Genomic DNA, 17,540 nt, shown 5'->3' on the forward strand with positions numbered 1-17,540 from the left:
TTGTGTAAATAAATTGTCCTCCTGCAAAATAATTAGTTACTCAGTAAACATTGAAACTAATGTATCGGTTACCTGTTGAAAACCTTTATGGCTTCTGTTTAGAAATTTTTGATTGTATGTATCAAAAATGCTGACTAGAAAGCGTTCTAGTGATTCTTCATTTTGAAACTGCTCTTTTCTACGGCTGTATCTTTTAATTTGCTTATTGAAAGACTCGATTAGATTGGTTGAGTAAATGGTTCTACGAATGCTAGGTGGAAAATCATAAAAAGTTAATAAGTCTTGGTTTTCTATGAGTGACTGCGTCACTTTAGGATAGTTTTTCTTCCATTTCTCAATCATGCCGGATAAGAAGGTATTCGCTTCTTCTTTTGAGTTAGCTTGATAAACAGCCTTAAAGTCATCACAGATTTCTTTTCGGTCTTTGACACGTACTTTATGAGCGATATTACGAGATACATGGATACAACAATGCTGATATTTTGCTTTAGGATAAATTTGATGGATAGTATCTTTCATGCCTTTTAAGCCGTCCGTAATAAAAAGCAAGACTTCTTGAACTCCTCTGGAGTTAATATCCTGTAGCAGCTCATTCCAAACGTATGTTGATTCAGTTGGAGCAATCGCATAACTCAGTACTTCTTTAGTGCCGTCTTCTCGTATACCAATGGCAATATAAATCGCTTCTTTGGATACAGTTTGACGTTTTAGTGGAATGTAAGTAGCGTCCATAAAAATAGCGACATACTTATCATTTAAGGCTCTGGATTTAAAGGCATTTACTTCTTCAGTCAGAACTTTAGTCATGTTGGACATGGTTTGTGGAGTATAGTGATGACCGTACATTTTTTCGATCAAATCAGCAATTTCAGACATCGTAACACCTTTTTCGAATAAATGGATAATAGTGGTTTCCAATGTATCGTTTGTTCTTTTGTAGGCTGGTAAAGTTTGTTGTTTAAACTCACCATTACGATCTCTAGGTATTTCCAATGTTAATTCACCATATTCGGTTTTGATTGATCGAAAGTAAGAACCGTTTCTCGAATTACCTGAATTAAAACCAGTGCGATCATATTTTTCGTAATCTAAAAAAGCCGTTAATTCAGTCCGTAGGAGTGTGTTTATCGCTTTTTCTAAGTGCGAACGGAATAATTCATTTAAATCGCCTTTAGTGACTAGAGTTTGCACAATTTCTGTAGTAAAATCATTCATAGGGAAGTCCTCTTTTCTGTGAATTGGTTGTCGTTAACTTTATTCTACAGAAGGGACTTCCTTTTTTGTATGGATTTTTTCATTTACACAAAATATTTTATACTCTCGAGCAAGAAGCTGCTCTTGTTAACATCCAATATAAATGATGATTATTGTGATTCAATCAAGGTGTTGAAAAATTTGAATAAAAAATGATGTATTTTTGTAAAGAGTGTAAAGGTTTATTTAATAAGGAAAATATTGAAAATAAAAAAACACGCATTCCATATTAGGAATACGTGCTCTGATTAAAAAAGTGATACTTCAGTTGGATGGTGAAGAAATTCTTCTACTCGTTTTGCGTCCTCCTCATTTTCCGAGATGACCATGATCGTATCGAATCCAGCAATTGTACTGACAATAGAGGGAGGTTTGATCTCATCTAAAACAGATGCAAATAAATGAGCATTGTCTGGCAAGGTATTGACGATCGTCAAAAAGTGGACTCGTTCGACTTTCAATACAATGTCTTCAATCATTTGAACCAGCCGATCCTCTTCCTCAGTCCTAGTCTCAGGAGTTCCTTTTTCGCGAAACAATACGAAGCGGGAAACGCCATTTTCATCAGGTGCCTTCACGATTTTTAGATCACGGATATCTCGAGAAATCGTTGCCTGCGTGGCGGTAACGCCATAATGCCCAAGTTTGTTTAATAGTTCTTCTTGCGTACGGATCGGGAATTCTTCAATGACTTGTTTAATCAGCAAATGTCTTTGAGCTTTGCGCATTTTCTTTCTCCTTTACGAAAGATTTCACATGTATCATAACAAAAAAAAGAAGGATTGCCCAATAATATTCGTCTTTTATACCTAAAATTATTTTATGGAAAAAGGATAATAAAGAAACAAAGAGAAATCTACTGTTTTTCTTGAATTCTTTTTATCTTTCAGGTAAACTATTGAATGTTGAGCAGAAAAGTATATTTGCTCTTGCGATACGGATCTTTTGTCTGTATAATAGCTGAGGGTGCTTTATGCATCAGCAAATCCACATTCTTATTGGATTGTCGGTAGGTGCTTGAAAAAGTTTGCCGGCAAGGTAGAAGATAAGAAGAGGAAAAATAAAACCAAATCGGAGGAAACAAACATGGCAGTAATTTCTATGAAACAATTACTAGAAGCCGGCGTACACTTTGGTCACCAAACTCGTCGCTGGAATCCAAAAATGAAGAAATATATCTTCACAGAAAGAAACGGAATCTACATCATTGACTTGCAAAAAACAGTTAAATTAGTAGATGCAGCTTATGATTACATGAAGAGCGTTGCTGAAGAAGGCGGCGTAGCATTATTCGTAGGTACAAAAAAACAAGCACAAGAAGCAATCAAAGAAGAAGCAACTCGTGCAGGACAATACTTCGTTAACCATCGTTGGTTAGGCGGAACATTGACAAACTGGGATACTATCCAAAAACGTATCAGCCGTTTGAAACAAATCAATGCAATGGAAGAAGATGGAACTTTTGAAGTTCTACCTAAAAAAGAAGTTGCTGGTTTGAACAAAGAACGTGAACGTCTTGAAAAATTCTTAGGCGGTATCGCTGATATGCCAAGAATCCCAGATGTAATGTACATCGTTGACCCACGTAAAGAACGTATTGCTGTTCAAGAAGCACACAAATTAAATATCCCAATCGTAGCTATGGTTGATACAAACTGCGATCCAGATGAAATCGACGTAGTAATCCCTTCAAACGACGATGCAATTCGTGCCGTTAAATTGATTACTTCAAAAATGGCTGATGCTTTCATCGAAGGAAACCAAGGTGAAGATCAAGTAGTTGAAGAAGATTTCACAGAAGAAAACACAGCAACATCAATCGAAGAAATCGTAGATGTTGTTGAAGGCGACAATTCTTCAGCAAAATAATTTTGAATGATGGAGCTGTTTCAAAGGCTGGGCGACAAGCCTCACTCTCCTTTGAAGCAGCTTTTTTTAAAAAGAAAAACACACAGGAGGAGTTAAACATGGCAGACGTTACAGCTAAAATGGTAAAAGAACTACGCGAAATGACTGGCGTAGGAATGATGGATGCGAAAAAAGCATTAGTTGAAGTAGAAGGCGACATGGAAAAAGCAGTTGATCTTTTACGTGAAAAAGGAATGGCAAAGGCTGCGAAGAAAAATGACCGCATTGCAGCTGAAGGATTGGCTTCAGTTGCTGTGAAAGGTAACACTGCAGCAATCGTTGAAGTAAACTCAGAAACAGACTTTGTTTCTAAAAACGAAATGTTCCAAGATTTAGTAAAAGAAATCGCAGAACTTGTTGCTGAAAACAAACCAGCAGACATGGAAGCTGCAATGAAAATCAAAACAGATAAAGGTACAATTGAATCTGACTTGATCGAAGCAACTCAAGTTATCGGAGAAAAAATCAGCTTCCGTCGCTTTGAAGTTGTAGAAAAAGACGACAATGCTGCATTTGGTGGATACTTGCATATGGGCGGACGTATTGCCGTATTGACTGTTCTAGATGGAACAACTGACGAAACAGTTGCAAGAGACGTAGCTATGCACGTAGCAGCTATCAATCCTCGTTATGTAAACGAATCACAAATTCCAGAAGCTGAATTAGAACATGAAAAAACTGTTCTTACAGAACAAGCATTGAACGAAGGCAAACCAGCGAATATCGTTGAAAAAATGGTAGAAGGACGCTTGAAGAAATTCAAAGCAGAAATCGCTTTGGTGGACCAACCATTCGTTAAAGATCCTGATATGACTGTTGAAAAATACGTTGCATCAAAAGGCGCAACTGTTAAAACATTCGTACGTTTCGAAGTTGGCGAAGGTATCGAAAAACGCGAAGATAACTTTGTAGAAGAAGTTATGAGCCAAGTGAAAAAATAATTCTGTTGAATAACAGACGGGAACGCACGGTTTGTGCGCTCCCTTTTTTTAAGCAAAACAAGAAAAACCAGTCTTAGAGTGTCGAAATCATCTAAGTATGGTAAAATGGCAATAGAAAATATTGGAGGAATGAACATGGTCACACCGAAATATCAGCGTGTAGTCTTAAAATTGAGTGGAGAAGCTTTAGCTGGGGACGCAGGATTTGGAATCAAACCACCAGTAATCAAAGAAATCATCCAAGAAATCAAAGAAGTTCACGAGCTGGGCGTTGAAATGGCAATCGTTGTGGGCGGCGGAAATATCTGGCGCGGACAAATCGGAGCACAAATGGGCATGGAACGTGCTCAAGCTGATTACATGGGTATGTTAGCTACAGTTATGAATGCCTTAGCTTTACAGGATACGTTGGAAAACGTGGGTGTACCGACACGCGTGCAAACTTCGATTGAAATGCGTCAAATCGCAGAGCCATATATTCGCCGTAAAGCAGAACGTCATTTAGAAAAAGGACGGATCGTTATCTTTGCAGGCGGTACCGGCAACCCGTACTTCTCGACAGACACAACAGCAGCATTACGCGCGGCAGAAATCGGCGCAGATGTTATCCTGATGGCTAAAAACAATGTAGACGGTGTTTATTCTGCTGATCCGAAAGTAGATGCAAATGCAGTAAAATTTGAAGAACTGACTCATCTGGAAGTTATTGCCAAAGGATTACAAGTCATGGATTCAACTGCAAGTTCACTAAGCATGGATAATGATATTCCACTGCTTGTCTTCAATTTAAATGAACACGGAAATATTCGCCGTGCAATCTTAGGCGAAAATATCGGAACAACTGTAAGGGGGAAATAAAAATGGCAGATGCAATTATGACAGAAGCAAAAGAAAAAATGAAAAAAGCAGCACAAAATCTTCAACGTGAACTTGGGCAAATCCGCGCAGGCCGTGCGAACGCTAGCCTTTTGGACCGTATTACTGTGAACTACTACGGTGCGCCAACACCATTGAACCAAATGGCATCAATCCAAATTCCAGAAGCACGTGTTTTAATGATCACACCTTTTGACAAGAGCATTCTTCAAGATGTTGAAAAAGCTATTATGGCAAGTGATATCGGAATCAGTCCAACCAATGATGGAAATGTCATTCGCTTAGTTATCCCGCAACTGACAGAAGAACGCAGAAAAGAATTAGCTAAAGATGTTAAAAAAGAAGCAGAAAATGCAAAAATCGCGATTCGTAACATCCGTCGTGATGCGATCGATGAATATAAAAAACAACAAAAAAATGGTGATATTACCGAAGATGATTTGCGCGGATTAGAAAAAGACGTACAAACATTGACAGATAACAGCATCAAAGAAGTAGATAAGATCGCTGCTGATAAAGAAAAAGAATTATTGGAAGTTTAATAAAATCATAAAAACAGAGGGGCGGATCATTCCGCTTCCTCTGTTTTTATTTATATTTCTTTTATTTAAAAATTAAAAAAAGAAAAAATTATTCAGTTTTTAAATAAAAAAACAATGATTTCATAGGAAAAACAGTTAGATATTGCTATAATACTTAAGATAGTGGGAATCTTTTAAGTATAGGAGGAAAAAGAATGTTACGTTTTTTTCCGCAAAAAAACAAATATATTCAAGAAAAAAGCGAATTTCAATTTAATACCGATGGACCAATTCCTCAGCACATTGCCATCATCATGGACGGCAATGGTCGTTGGGCGCAAAACCGTCGTTTGCCACGAGTTGCTGGCCATAAAGAAGGCATGGAAACAGTAAAGAAAGTCACAAAAAAAGCATCAAGGCTTGGAGTGAAAGTGTTGACGCTTTATGCCTTTTCGACTGAAAACTGGAAGCGACCAAAAGATGAAGTAAGTTTTCTCATGCAACTACCTGTCGACTTCTTTGATACGTTCGTACCAGAATTGATTAAAGAAAATGTCAAAGTTCATGTCATGGGTTATGAAAACGTATTGCCAGAACATACGCAAGATGCTGTAAGACGTGCAATTGAGCAAACAAAAAACAATACTGGAATGGTATTGAATTTTGCTTTGAATTATGGAAGCAGAGCAGAGATCGTGACTGCTGTCCAAGAAATTGCCGAAGAAGTAGCAAAAGGAGAAATACACGCAGAAGAAATCGATGATGAATTGATTGCTAAGCATTTAATGACAGGTTTCTTGCCTAAAGAGTTACAAGATCCTGAGCTGATGATCCGTACAAGTGGAGAAGAGCGAATTAGTAATTTTCTGTTATGGCAGATCGCATATAGTGAGCTGTATTTTACAAAAGCGCTTTGGCCTGATTTTGATGGTGCGCATCTTGAAGAAGCAATCGCCTCTTATCAAAATCGAGACCGTCGATTCGGCGGTGTAAAAAAAACAGAAGATGAGAAAGGGGATCAGTCATGAAACAACGTGTGGTCACAGCAGCCGTGGCGCTAGTCTTGTTTATTCCGATTATATGGATCGGAGGCATAGCGGTTGAGCTTACAGCAGCAATCTTAGCGGTAATAGGAGTTTACGAGCTGTTTCGGATGAAAGGATTGACACTCTTAAGTTTTGAAGGATTTTTATCCGCCGTTGGTGCAGTGTTACTTGTTTTGCCAAAAGAAAGATGGTTTTTCTTTCTTCCAGAGAATGTAAGTACATTTATGTTATTTTATCTTATAGTTATGATTCTTTTAGGAACATCAGTTATTTCTAAAAATACGTATACGATTGATGAAGCAGGTTTTCCTGTGCTTGTCAGCTTGTATGTGGGAATAGGTTTCCAGAATTTTGTCAATGCACGAACAGAAAGCTTGGCTGTTTTGATATTTGGTCTATTTATTGTTTGGGCAACTGATATCGGAGCATATATGGTTGGTCGACGTTATGGTCAGCATAAGTTAAGTCCTGATGTTTCGCCCAACAAAACGATTGAAGGTGCGCTCGGTGGTATTGGTAGTGCTGTTGTAGTCGCATTTCTTTATTTATTGCTATACCCAGCAAAAGAACTATTTAATCATGGTATGTTTGTCATGCTTCTGATGACGATTATTTTTTCAGCAGTCGGACAATTTGGTGATTTGGTCGAATCTGCAATCAAACGTCATTATGATGTGAAAGACTCGGGAAATATCTTACCAGGCCATGGTGGAATCTTAGACCGTTTCGACAGTTTGCTGTTTGTATTTCCTATCATGCATTTATTTGGCATTATTTAGTAAGTATACCTGCGTTTCTTTGTGAATTTCATAAAAGACGCAGGTTTTTATTTTTCATTATATTGATACTATTGGTGTCTTTGGTATACTATGGTAAAATTATAGTGTTTTATCGTTGTTTTATAAAAAACACAAAAAACAAGTAAAGGAGAAAAAAGCTATGAAAACGATTCTGACATTTATCATCGTTTTTGGTATATTAGTGATTGTTCATGAGTTTGGTCATTTCTTCTTTGCGAAACGATCAGGAATCCTCGTTCGCGAATTTGCTATCGGTATGGGTCCGAAAATTTATGGGCATCAAGCAAAAGACGGGACAACATATACGCTTCGCCTATTACCTATTGGCGGTTATGTTCGAATGGCAGGCAATGGGGATGATGAAACAGAAATGGCACCAGGAATGCCTCTTTCTCTTTTACTAAATTCTGACGGCATCGTAGAGAAGATAAATTTAAGTAAGAAAATCCAATTGACAAATGCTATCCCGATGGAATTGAGCCGTTATGATTTAGAAGATGAGCTGACTATCACTGGTTATGTGAATGGAGACGAAACAGAAGTAGTAACCTACCCTGTTGATCACGATGCGACGATTATTGAAAACGACGGAACAGAAATCAGAATTGCGCCAAAAGACGTACAGTTCCAATCGGCTAAATTGTGGCAGCGTATGCTGACCAACTTTGCTGGACCCATGAATAACTTTATTTTGGCAATCCTGTTATTCATCATTCTGGCATTTATGCAAGGTGGTGTTCAAGTGACGAACACTAATCGCGTAGGAGAGATCATGCCTAATGGAGCTGCGGCAGAAGCAGGCTTAAAAGAAAATGATGAGGTAGTCAGTGTGGACGGAAAAGAAATCCATTCATGGAATGATCTGACAACAGTCATTACGAAAAATCCAGGTAAAACATTAGACTTTAAGATCGAACGAGAAGGTCAGGTGCAATCTGTCGACGTGACACCGAAATCTGTAGAGTCAAATGGCGAAAAAGTTGGCCAACTTGGTATAAAAGCCCCAATGAATACAGGTTTTATGGATAAGATCATTGGAGGGACGCGTCAAGCTTTCAGCGGTTCATTGGAAATTTTCAAAGCCTTAGGATCACTATTTACAGGTTTCAGTTTAGATAAATTAGGCGGACCTGTCATGATGTACCAATTGTCTTCAGAAGCAGCAAATCAAGGTGTAACAACTGTTATTAGTTTGATGGCGCTTCTTTCAATGAATCTCGGAATCGTCAATCTGCTTCCGATTCCTGCCTTAGATGGCGGGAAATTAGTCTTGAATATTTTTGAAGGGATTCGCGGGAAACCATTAAGTCAAGAAAAAGAAGGAATATTGACATTAGCTGGCTTTGGATTTTTAATGTTGTTGATGGTGCTAGTTACATGGAACGATATTCAACGATTCTTTTTCTAGAAAAAGTTGACAAATAGGGTATAATAACAAACGATAACTATTTTGAGGAAATAAAGGAGTATATAGAATGAGACAATCAAAAATATTGATTCCAACATTACGCGAAGTTCCAAATGATGCAGAAGTATTAAGCCATCAAATCTTGCTAAGAGCTGGATATATCCGCCAAGTATCAGCGGGTATTTATTCATATCTGCCATTAGCAAATCGTGTATTGGAAAAACTGAAACGCATTATGCGGGAAGAATTTGAAAAAATCGGAGCGGTAGAAATGCTGATGCCTGCCATCTTGCCAGCAGAACTTTGGGAAGAATCCGGGCGTTACGAAACATATGGACCAAACTTGTATCGTTTCAAAGACCGCAATGATCGAAAAATGATCCTTGGACCAACTCACGAAGAAACTTTTACTGATTTGATGCGTAATGAAATCAATTCATATAAGAAATTACCTTTAAATCTTTATCAAATCCAACCTAAATATCGTGACGAAAAACGACCTCGCTTCGGTTTGCTTCGCGGAAGAGAGTTTATCATGAAAGATGCATATTCTTTCCATGCAACGGAAGAAAGTTTGGACGAGACATATAAAGATTACGAAAAAGCCTATACCGAAGTATTCAAGCGTTGTGGCTTAGAATTTCGCTCGATCATCGGAGACGGCGGCGCAATGGGCGGGAAAGACTCAAAGGAATTCATGGCGATCTCAGAAATCGGGGAGGATACGATCTGTTATTCGACTGAAAGTGATTATGCTGCAAACTTGGAGATGGCTACAAGCTACTATGTATCAAAAAAATCGCATGAAACACAGCTTGAATTGGAGAAAGTAGCTACACCTAACGTAAAATCAATTGACGAAGTAGCAGATTTCTTTTCTGTTGAACCTCAAAAAATCATCAAGTCTGTATTGTTCATTGCGGATGAACAACCTGTCCTTGTTTTGGTACGCGGAGACCATGAAGTCAATGACGTAAAACTGAAAAACTATCTATCTGCTGACTTTTTAGAAGAAGCAACAGAAGAAGAAGCACAAAAATATCTAGGTGCTGAGTTTGGTTCTGTCGGACCAGTCGGTGTTTCAGATGACGTAAAAGTATATGCAGACCGTTATGTCCAAGATTTAGCGAATGCCATTACTGGAGCGAACGAAACAGGATTCCACTATAAAAATGTGAATCCAGAACGCGATTTCACTGTACTTTCTTATGAAGATCTTCGTTTTGTACAAGAAGGAGATCCTTCACCAGACAACAACGGTGTTCTTGCCTTTACTCGAGGAATCGAAATCGGACATATCTTCAAAATCGGCACTCGTTACAGTGAATCTATGGGAGCAACTGTACTAGACGAAAATGGACGAGAAAAATTTGTGATTATGGGCTGTTATGGTATCGGTGTAAGTCGTTTATTATCAGCAATCGTAGAACAACATTCAGATGAACAAGGAATCAACTGGCCAAAAGGAATTGCGCCATTTGATTTGCATATCGTCCAAATGAATCTAAAAGACGAATACCAAACAAGCCTGACGAATGAACTAGAAGAAGCGATGACAAAAGCTGGCTATGAAGTACTAGTTGATGACAGAAATGAACGCGCAGGAGTGAAATTCGCGGATTCTGATTTGATTGGCTGTCCAATCAGAATCACTGTCGGTAAAAAAGCAGTGGATGGAATCGTAGAAGTAAAAATCAAGAAAACTGGCGAAATGGTTGAAGTACGTAAAGAAGAATTGGCGAATACTTTACCAATCCTCTTGAACCAAGGCGAATAATAAGCGTTAAAACACAGAAAATAAAAATAGCTGAATCAGATGTTTTTGACAATCTGATGATTCGCTTTTAAAATTGGAACTGCGATTCAAATCGCAGTTCCAATTTTTTAATGTAAAACTCAGAAAAAACGAGTATACTAAAAGGTACTGAAAAAGAAGAGGATAAGATGCGATCAATTGCATTGTTTCTCATCAGAAAGGGCGTATATCTTTGTCAGAAAAACGAGATTTATTTGAAAAACTGTTGGAACAAATCCAATTAGAGGAAGCAGAAAGAAATCATCCACTGCTTACTGCTGGTGAAATGGATAGTGTAGTGGTCCATCGTAAATCGCGTTTATGGGAATTTACGCTGCATTTTTCCAAAATTTTGCCTATTATGCTATATCGGTCATTAACTCAGCATCTGACTATCGCTTTTAAAGATATTGCACAAGTCAAACTGAATATCTTAGCAGATGACCAGACATTCGATGAACAGCTCTTGCAAGATTACTGGGCCCAAGCTTTGGAAAATCAGCAATGCGATACACCACTAGCACAGCAAGTATTGAAAACGCAGGTACCTGTGATAAAAGATCGTAAAGTCATCTTGCCAATCGACAGTACAGGAGCTATTTCTTATTTGAAGCAACAATACTTGCCATTAGTAGAAGAGTTATTCGTCAGTTACGGATTCCCAAAATTTCGTATCGAACCAGAAGTGGATGAGCAGCAAGCGGAACGAGTATTGAAACTTTTTGAAGAACGCAAACAAGAACAGGCAGAAGCCTTTATGAAGCAAGCAGCTGAAAGTCTAGTTGTCCACGAACAAAAGAAAAAGGAAAGAAAAGAGCAATCGCCAGCTCTTGAAGGACCCATCCAGCTAGGACGAAATATTCCAGCCGATGAACCAACGACACCAATGATCAGTATCGTTGAAGAAGAACGAAGAGTCACACTTGAGGGGTACGTATTCGACAAAGAAGTCAGAGAACTACGTTCAAAACGCAAGATCTTGACTTTGAAAATCACAGATTATACTTCATCATTTATCGTCAAAAAATTCTCGAACGGCGAAAAAGATGAACAAGTATTTGATGCGATCAGTGTCGGTAGCTGGTTAAAGGTACGAGGAAGTATTCAAGAAGATACGTTTGTCCGTGATTTGGTCATGAATGCGCAAGATATCATAGAAGTCAAACATACACCTCGCAAAGATTATGCTCCTGAAGGGGAAAAACGAGTAGAGCTTCATGTTCATAGCAATATGAGTACGATGGATGCAACAAACAGCATCTCTGATCTTGTGGCACAAGCAGGGAAATGGGGGCACCGAGCTATCGCCATTACAGACCACGGTGGTGCGCAAGCCTTTCCGGAAGCACATAGTGCTGGAAAAAAAGCAGGTGTGAAAATCTTATACGGCGTGGAAGCGAATGTCGTAGATGATGGTGTCCCAATTGCTTATAATGATGCACATGAAGCATTGAGTGAAGCCACATATGTCGTATTTGACGTGGAAACGACAGGATTGTCTGCAGTATATGACACGATCATCGAGCTAGCCGCAGTCAAAATGTATAAAGGAAATGTAATCGAAAGCTTTGATGAATTTATCGATCCAGGACATCCCTTGTCACGAACAACGGTAGATCTGACTGGTATCACGGATGAAATGGTTCGAGGGTCAAAGTCGGAAGAAGAAGTATTGCGGATGTTCCTTGAATTTTCAAAAGATACAATTTTGGTAGCCCACAACGCGGCTTTTGATATGGGGTTCTTGAATACTAGCTACGCAAGGTATGGTATTCCTGAAGCGGCCAATCCAGTCATTGATACGTTGGAATTAGCTAGATATCTGTATCCTCAATTCAAACGTTTCGGATTAGGTGTGTTATCTAAAAAGTTTGGTGTCAGCTTGGAACAGCATCACCGAGCAATCTATGATGCTGAAGCAACTGGTCACTTAGCATGGATCTTTGTGAAAGAGGCAATGGACAATCATAACATGCTTTATCATGATCAGCTAAATGAGCATATCGGAGAAGGAGATTCTTACAAAAGGGCTCGACCTTTCCATGTAACGATTTTAGCAAAAAATCAGGCGGGACTGAAAGATTTGTTCAAACTGATTTCAATGTCGAATGTCGAATACTTCGAACGCGTCCCACGAATACCACGCTCCCAATTGAAAAAGATGCGTGAAAATCTATTGATCGGCTCAGCTTGTGATAAGGGAGAAATATTCGAAGCCATGATGCAAAAAGGGGTAGAAGAGGCAAGAAACCGAGCAAAATTCTACGATTATATTGAAGTTATGCCAAAAGCGGTCTATGCGCCTTTGATCGAGCAAGAATTGGTAAAAAATGAACATGATTTGGAAGAAATTATCCAAAATTTGGTAGAAATCGGAAAAAGTTTGGATAAAATCGTTGTTGCAACAGGTAATGTACATTATCTGAACGAAGAAGATGCCATTTATCGAAAAATTTTGATCAATTCTATGGGCGGAGCGAATCCGTTGAATCGTCATAGTTTGCCGGATGTCCATTTCCGAACAACCGATGAGATGCTAACTGCATTTCACTTTTTAGGGGAAGAAACAGCGAAAGAGATCGTAGTAGAAAATACGAATAAAATCTCAGATATCTGCGAAGAAGTGATTCCAGTCAAAGATGAACTTTATACACCGAAGATTCCAGGTTCAGAAGATGAAATATCAGAATTGAGTTACACAAAAGCAAAACAAATGTACGGAGATCCGTTACCTGAGATCATTCAAAAACGATTAGAAAAAGAGTTGAATTCTATTAATGGTAATGGCTTCTCGGTTATTTATCTGATCGCCCAAAAACTAGTGCATAAAAGTAATGAAGATGGCTATCTAGTAGGTTCACGTGGCTCTGTTGGCTCTAGCTTTGTTGCGACGATGACAGGAATCACTGAAGTTAATCCATTAGCCCCTCATTATTATTGTCCAGAGTGCCAATATTCCGAGTTTTTTGAAGATGGTACGTATGGTTCTGGATTTGACATGCCAGAAAAACAATGTCCAAAATGTGGTGCACGCTTAAACAAAGACGGTCATGATATTCCATTTGAGACATTTTTAGGATTCCATGGAGACAAAGTGCCCGATATTGATTTGAACTTCTCAGGTGATTATCAAGCAGAAGCCCATAACTATACGAAAGTATTGTTTGGCGAAGACTATGTTTACCGTGCCGGAACGATTGGTACAGTCGCCGACAAAACAGCATATGGCTATGTAAAAGGATACGAAAGGGACAATAATCTGCAGTTTCGAAGTGCAGAAGTCGACAGATTAGCAAAAGGCGCTACTGGAGTCAAACGGACAACCGGCCAGCATCCAGGGGGGATCATCGTTATTCCCGATTATATGGATGTCTATGATTTTACGCCGATCCAATATCCAGCAGACGATCAAAATTCGGAATGGAAAACGACTCATTTTGATTTCCACTCGATTCACGATAATGTATTGAAATTAGATATTCTAGGGCATGATGACCCAACTGTTATTCGGATGCTTCAAGATTTATCAGGGATCGATCCACAAACGATCCCTACGGATGACCCGGAAGTGATGCGGATATTTGCCGGTCCTGAAGTACTTGGAGTAAGTCAGGAACAAATTTATTCCAAAACAGGGACATTAGGTATTCCAGAATTCGGCACTCGTTTTGTTCGAGGGATGCTAGAAGAAACGCATCCTACAACTTTTGCAGAACTACTGCAAATTTCCGGACTATCTCATGGTACAGACGTATGGTTAGGAAATGCGGAAGAATTGATTCGACGAGGAGATGCGACACTGGCGGAAGTAATCGGCTGTCGTGATGATATTATGGTTTATTTGATCCATGCTGGATTAGATAGCGGGATGGCATTTAAAATCATGGAAACTGTTCGTAAAGGACAATGGAACAAGATCCCTGATGAATTGCGAGAAACCTATCTATCGGCGATGAAAGAAAATAATGTGCCCGACTGGTATATCGATTCTTGTTCAAAAATCAAATATATGTTTCCGAAAGCCCATGCTGCAGCTTACGTATTGATGGCTCTTCGTGTCGCTTATTTCAAGGTTTATTTCCCTATTTTGTATTACTGTGCATACTTTTCTGTACGTGCAGACGACTTTGATCTAGTCTCCATGTGCAAAGGAAAAGATGCTGTGAAACAAGCAATGAAAGAAATCACGGACAAAGGATTAGATGCTTCCGTAAAAGAAAAGAATCAACTGACAGTGCTGGAGTTAGCCAATGAAATGCTGGAACGAGGATTCAAATTTGGAATGATTGATTTGTATAAATCGGATGCCGTTAACTTTGTTATTGAAGGTGATACGTTGATCGCACCATTTAGAGCTGTCCCAAGTTTGGGAACCAACGTGGCAAAACAAATCGTTGAAGCAAGAAAAGACGGTCCATTTTTATCCAAAGAAGATCTTGCCACCCGCGGTAAAGTTTCAAAAACATTGATCGAATATATGAACGACAATGGCGTATTGAAAGATCTACCAGATGAAAATCAATTATCGTTATTCGATATGCTATAAGCATCTGTTTTCCTGTCTGCTTGTAATTTTAAGCAGAGTATGGTATAGTTCTTATAGGTAATGATACTAACTGTGAGTGAGCGGATTTTTCGCTCACTCTTTTTAATGGAATTACGCACTTAATTTTTAAGGAGGCGAAACTTTTGAGTAGCGTCGTTGAAACAGTCATAGAAATGGTGACACCGATTTTAGATGAACAAAATTTTGAACTTGTCGAAGTCGAATTTGTAAAAGAAGGAAAAAGCTGGTTCTTACGAGTATTTATTGACAAAGAAGGCGGTATCGATATCGAAGAATGCGCCTTTGTCAGTGAGAAACTGAGTGAAAAACTTGATGCAGCAGATCCAGATCCGATACCTCAAGCTTATTTCCTGGAGGTATCCTCCCCGGGAGCAGAGCGGCCATTGAAAAAAGAAAGCGACTATGAAAAGGCACTTGGTGATTATGTCCATGTCTCCTTATACCAACCAGTAGATGGCGAAAAACAATATGAAGGATTTCTTCAATCATTTGATGCTGAACAGCTTACATTGAAAATACGCATAAAAACACGAGAAAAAGAATTGACTTTTGACCGAAAAAATATTGCAAAAGCTCGCTTAGCTATCCAATTTTAATCACGGAGAGGAATCAGAAAAAATGAGTAAAGAAATGTTAAATGCGTTAGACGCTTTAGAAGCTGAAAAAGGGATCTCAAAAGAAATCGTGATCGATGCTTTAGAAGCAGCATTGGTTTCTGCATACAAACGTCACTATGGCCAAGCACAAAACGTCGAAGTGGAATTTGATCAGAAAAAAGGAAAGATCCATGTCTATGCGGTAAAAGAAGTAACGGAAGAAGTGATGGATTCACAGTTGGAAGTCTCATTGAAAGATGCACTTTTAATCAATCCAGCATATGAGATCGGTGATACGATCCGTTTTGAAGTAACACCAAAAGATTTTGGGCGGATCGCTGCGCAAACGGCTAAACAAGTTATTTTACAGCGTGTACGTGAAGCAGAAAGAACGATTATTTATAACGAATTCAGTGCTTATGAAAAAGACATCATGCAAGGAATCGTCGAACGCCAGGATAAACGTTATATTTATGTCAATCTTGGTAAAATTGAGGCAGTTCTTTCTAAACAAGATCAAATGCCAAATGAATTTTATCAACCACATGATCGAATCAAAGTTTATGTTTCCCGAGTAGAAAATACGTCTAAAGGTCCGCAAGTATTTGTTAGCCGCAGCCATCCAGACCTATTGCGTCGCTTATTTGAACAAGAAGTACCAGAAGTCTATGATGGAATCGTTGAAATTGTCAGCATCGCCCGTGAAGCTGGCGATCGTTCAAAAGTGGCAGTTCGCTCAAATGATCCAAATATCGATGCAGTCGGTACATGTGTCGGGCCAAAGGGACAACGAGTTCAAGCAATCGTCAATGAATTAAAAGGCGAAAACATGGATATCGTCGAATGGAATGAAGATCCAGCTGTATTCATTGCAAATGCATTGAATCCTGCACAAGTCATGGATGTGATCTTCGATGAGACAAATCCAAAGGCCTGCACAGTTGTCGTTCCAGACTACCAATTATCGCTAGCAATCGGTAAACGCGGACAAAATGCACGTTTAGCTGCTAAATTGACTAACCATAAAATCGATATCAAATCAGAATCTGACATGACGGAATTTTATGAAAATCAAGAACAACAAAAAGAAGCAGAAGAACTGCATGATGAAGCAATCGTTCAGTCAGATTTAACAGACGATGAATATGAAACAATTGCATTCAACAATGAAACGGTCGAAGAAAAACCAGAAGCTTAACTTTAGTAAGGAGGCAAAGAGATGAAAAAAAGGAAAATTCCTTTACGCAAATCCGTGGTTTCAGGTGAAATGAAACCTAAAAAAGAGATGGTCCGAATCACCCGTTCAAAAGAAGGGGAAGTATCGATCGATCCAACTGGAAAAATGCCTGGACGAGGAGCGTATGTCTCACTTGAGCCGGAAGAAGTACAACAAGCTTGGGATAAAAAAATTCTCGATCGAGTACTCGAAACAACATTAACAGATGAGTTTTATCAAGAACTTCTTGACTATGTCACTCACCAAAAAGCACGTAAAGAGTTATTTGGAAAATGAATACAGTTAATCGGCAAAAAGCCATGAATCTCATCGGTCTAGCGATGCGCGCGGGAAAACTAATCACGGGTGAAGAACTGACCATTGCTGAAATCCGCAAACAAAAAGCAAAATTGGTGTTTGTGGCAACCGATGCAAGCGAGAATACAAGAAAAAAGATAAAAGATAAGAGTTCATATTATGAAGTTCCTTGCTTTGAGCTATTTTCTGAAGCAGAAATCACGCAGATGATCGGAAAACCTCGCAAGGTATTCGGAATAATGGATGCCGGATTTGCGAAGAAGACCAAGGAGCTAATTGAAGGTTAGGAAGGTG

General features: G+C 38.9%; 15 protein-coding genes. 13 read left to right on the forward strand and 2 right to left on the reverse strand.

The features are described 5' to 3' along the window. Window positions 1–36: 36 nt before the first annotated feature. Window positions 37–1,215 carry an IS256-like element ISEf1 family transposase gene (locus tag RBL01_RS04860; RefSeq protein WP_000997695.1) on the reverse strand — a complete coding sequence of 393 codons (1,179 nt, stop codon included), beginning with the start codon at window positions 1,213–1,215 and terminating at the stop codon, window positions 37–39. Between the two features lie 287 nt (window positions 1,216–1,502). Then, complete coding sequence (locus tag RBL01_RS04865) at window positions 1,503–1,982, reverse strand: arginine repressor (protein ID WP_002293881.1); 480 nt, start codon at window positions 1,980–1,982, stop codon at window positions 1,503–1,505. A 358-nt stretch (window positions 1,983–2,340) separates the two neighbouring features. Here RBL01_RS04865 and rpsB point away from each other — a divergent pair, with 358 nt between their 5' ends. The 13 genes from rpsB to RBL01_RS04930 all read left to right on the forward strand — a co-directional run bounded on the left by rpsB (window position 2,341) and on the right by RBL01_RS04930 (window position 17,533). After that, a complete protein-coding gene (gene rpsB, locus RBL01_RS04870) occupies window positions 2,341–3,123 on the forward strand; it encodes a 30S ribosomal protein S2 (protein ID WP_038809168.1) in 783 nt (260 codons plus the stop codon). 98 nt (window positions 3,124–3,221) lie between these two features. After that, a complete protein-coding gene (gene tsf, locus RBL01_RS04875) occupies window positions 3,222–4,103 on the forward strand; it encodes a translation elongation factor Ts (protein ID WP_002293878.1) in 882 nt (293 codons plus the stop codon). 135 nt (window positions 4,104–4,238) lie between these two features. Further along, window positions 4,239–4,961: a UMP kinase gene (gene pyrH, locus RBL01_RS04880; RefSeq protein ID WP_002293877.1), complete on the forward strand. Its 723-nt coding sequence runs from the start codon at window positions 4,239–4,241 to the stop codon at window positions 4,959–4,961. A 2-nt stretch (window positions 4,962–4,963) separates the two neighbouring features. Continuing rightward, window positions 4,964–5,521: a ribosome recycling factor gene (frr, locus tag RBL01_RS04885; protein ID WP_002293875.1), complete on the forward strand. Its 558-nt coding sequence runs from the start codon at window positions 4,964–4,966 to the stop codon at window positions 5,519–5,521. 194 nt (window positions 5,522–5,715) lie between these two features. Continuing rightward, window positions 5,716–6,528, forward strand: coding sequence for an isoprenyl transferase (locus tag RBL01_RS04890; protein ID WP_002294134.1), 813 nt, complete (start codon window positions 5,716–5,718; stop codon window positions 6,526–6,528). Beyond that, complete coding sequence (locus RBL01_RS04895) at window positions 6,525–7,325, forward strand: phosphatidate cytidylyltransferase (RefSeq protein WP_307780954.1); 801 nt, start codon at window positions 6,525–6,527, stop codon at window positions 7,323–7,325. Before RBL01_RS04890 ends, RBL01_RS04895 begins: the two co-directional genes overlap by 4 nt. Window positions 7,326–7,485: 160 nt before the next feature. Then, entirely contained in the window at window positions 7,486–8,754 is a 1,269-nt protein-coding gene (gene rseP, locus RBL01_RS04900) for an RIP metalloprotease RseP (protein WP_002326916.1), read from the forward strand. Window positions 8,755–8,821: 67 nt separating this feature from the next. Further along, the gene (locus RBL01_RS04905; protein WP_002319368.1) at window positions 8,822–10,531 is read left to right on the forward strand and encodes a proline--tRNA ligase; all 1,710 of its coding nucleotides are present in this window, start codon (window positions 8,822–8,824) and stop codon (window positions 10,529–10,531) included. A gap of 211 nt (window positions 10,532–10,742) precedes the next feature. Continuing rightward, complete coding sequence (locus tag RBL01_RS04910) at window positions 10,743–15,095, forward strand: PolC-type DNA polymerase III (protein ID WP_038809171.1); 4,353 nt, start codon at window positions 10,743–10,745, stop codon at window positions 15,093–15,095. Window positions 15,096–15,238: 143 nt separating this feature from the next. Beyond that, a complete protein-coding gene (rimP, locus tag RBL01_RS04915) occupies window positions 15,239–15,712 on the forward strand; it encodes a ribosome maturation factor RimP (protein WP_002326917.1) in 474 nt (157 codons plus the stop codon). 22 nt (window positions 15,713–15,734) lie between these two features. Beyond that, a complete protein-coding gene (nusA, locus tag RBL01_RS04920) occupies window positions 15,735–16,910 on the forward strand; it encodes a transcription termination factor NusA (protein WP_002319370.1) in 1,176 nt (391 codons plus the stop codon). Window positions 16,911–16,931: 21 nt separating this feature from the next. Then, window positions 16,932–17,225, forward strand: coding sequence for an RNase P modulator RnpM (gene rnpM, locus RBL01_RS04925; RefSeq protein WP_307780955.1), 294 nt, complete (start codon window positions 16,932–16,934; stop codon window positions 17,223–17,225). After that, window positions 17,222–17,533 carry a YlxQ-related RNA-binding protein gene (locus RBL01_RS04930; RefSeq protein WP_002288509.1) on the forward strand — a complete coding sequence of 104 codons (312 nt, stop codon included), beginning with the start codon at window positions 17,222–17,224 and terminating at the stop codon, window positions 17,531–17,533. Before rnpM ends, RBL01_RS04930 begins: the two co-directional genes overlap by 4 nt. The last annotated feature ends 7 nt before the right edge of the window (window positions 17,534–17,540 follow it).

The sequence above is a fragment of the Enterococcus sp. SB12 genome, from assembly GCF_030910025.2.
GTDB classification, from domain to species: Bacteria; Bacillota; Bacilli; order Lactobacillales; family Enterococcaceae; genus Enterococcus_B; species Enterococcus_B faecium.

Coding starts and splice junctions, on each gene's coding strand:
- RBL01_RS04860 (WP_000997695.1), bottom strand. CDS start 1,215: ATGAATGATTTTACTACAGAAATTGTGCAAACTCTAGTCACTAAAGGC.
- RBL01_RS04865 (WP_002293881.1), bottom strand. CDS start 1,982: ATGCGCAAAGCTCAAAGACATTTGCTGATTAAACAAGTCATTGAAGAA.
- rpsB (WP_038809168.1), top strand. CDS start 2,341: ATGGCAGTAATTTCTATGAAACAATTACTAGAAGCCGGCGTACACTTT.
- tsf (WP_002293878.1), top strand. CDS start 3,222: ATGGCAGACGTTACAGCTAAAATGGTAAAAGAACTACGCGAAATGACT.
- pyrH (WP_002293877.1), top strand. CDS start 4,239: ATGGTCACACCGAAATATCAGCGTGTAGTCTTAAAATTGAGTGGAGAA.
- frr (WP_002293875.1), top strand. CDS start 4,964: ATGGCAGATGCAATTATGACAGAAGCAAAAGAAAAAATGAAAAAAGCA.
- RBL01_RS04890 (WP_002294134.1), top strand. CDS start 5,716: ATGTTACGTTTTTTTCCGCAAAAAAACAAATATATTCAAGAAAAAAGC.
- RBL01_RS04895 (WP_307780954.1), top strand. CDS start 6,525: ATGAAACAACGTGTGGTCACAGCAGCCGTGGCGCTAGTCTTGTTTATT.
- rseP (WP_002326916.1), top strand. CDS start 7,486: ATGAAAACGATTCTGACATTTATCATCGTTTTTGGTATATTAGTGATT.
- RBL01_RS04905 (WP_002319368.1), top strand. CDS start 8,822: ATGAGACAATCAAAAATATTGATTCCAACATTACGCGAAGTTCCAAAT.
- nusA (WP_002319370.1), top strand. CDS start 15,735: ATGAGTAAAGAAATGTTAAATGCGTTAGACGCTTTAGAAGCTGAAAAA.
- rnpM (WP_307780955.1), top strand. CDS start 16,932: ATGAAAAAAAGGAAAATTCCTTTACGCAAATCCGTGGTTTCAGGTGAA.
- RBL01_RS04930 (WP_002288509.1), top strand. CDS start 17,222: ATGAATACAGTTAATCGGCAAAAAGCCATGAATCTCATCGGTCTAGCG.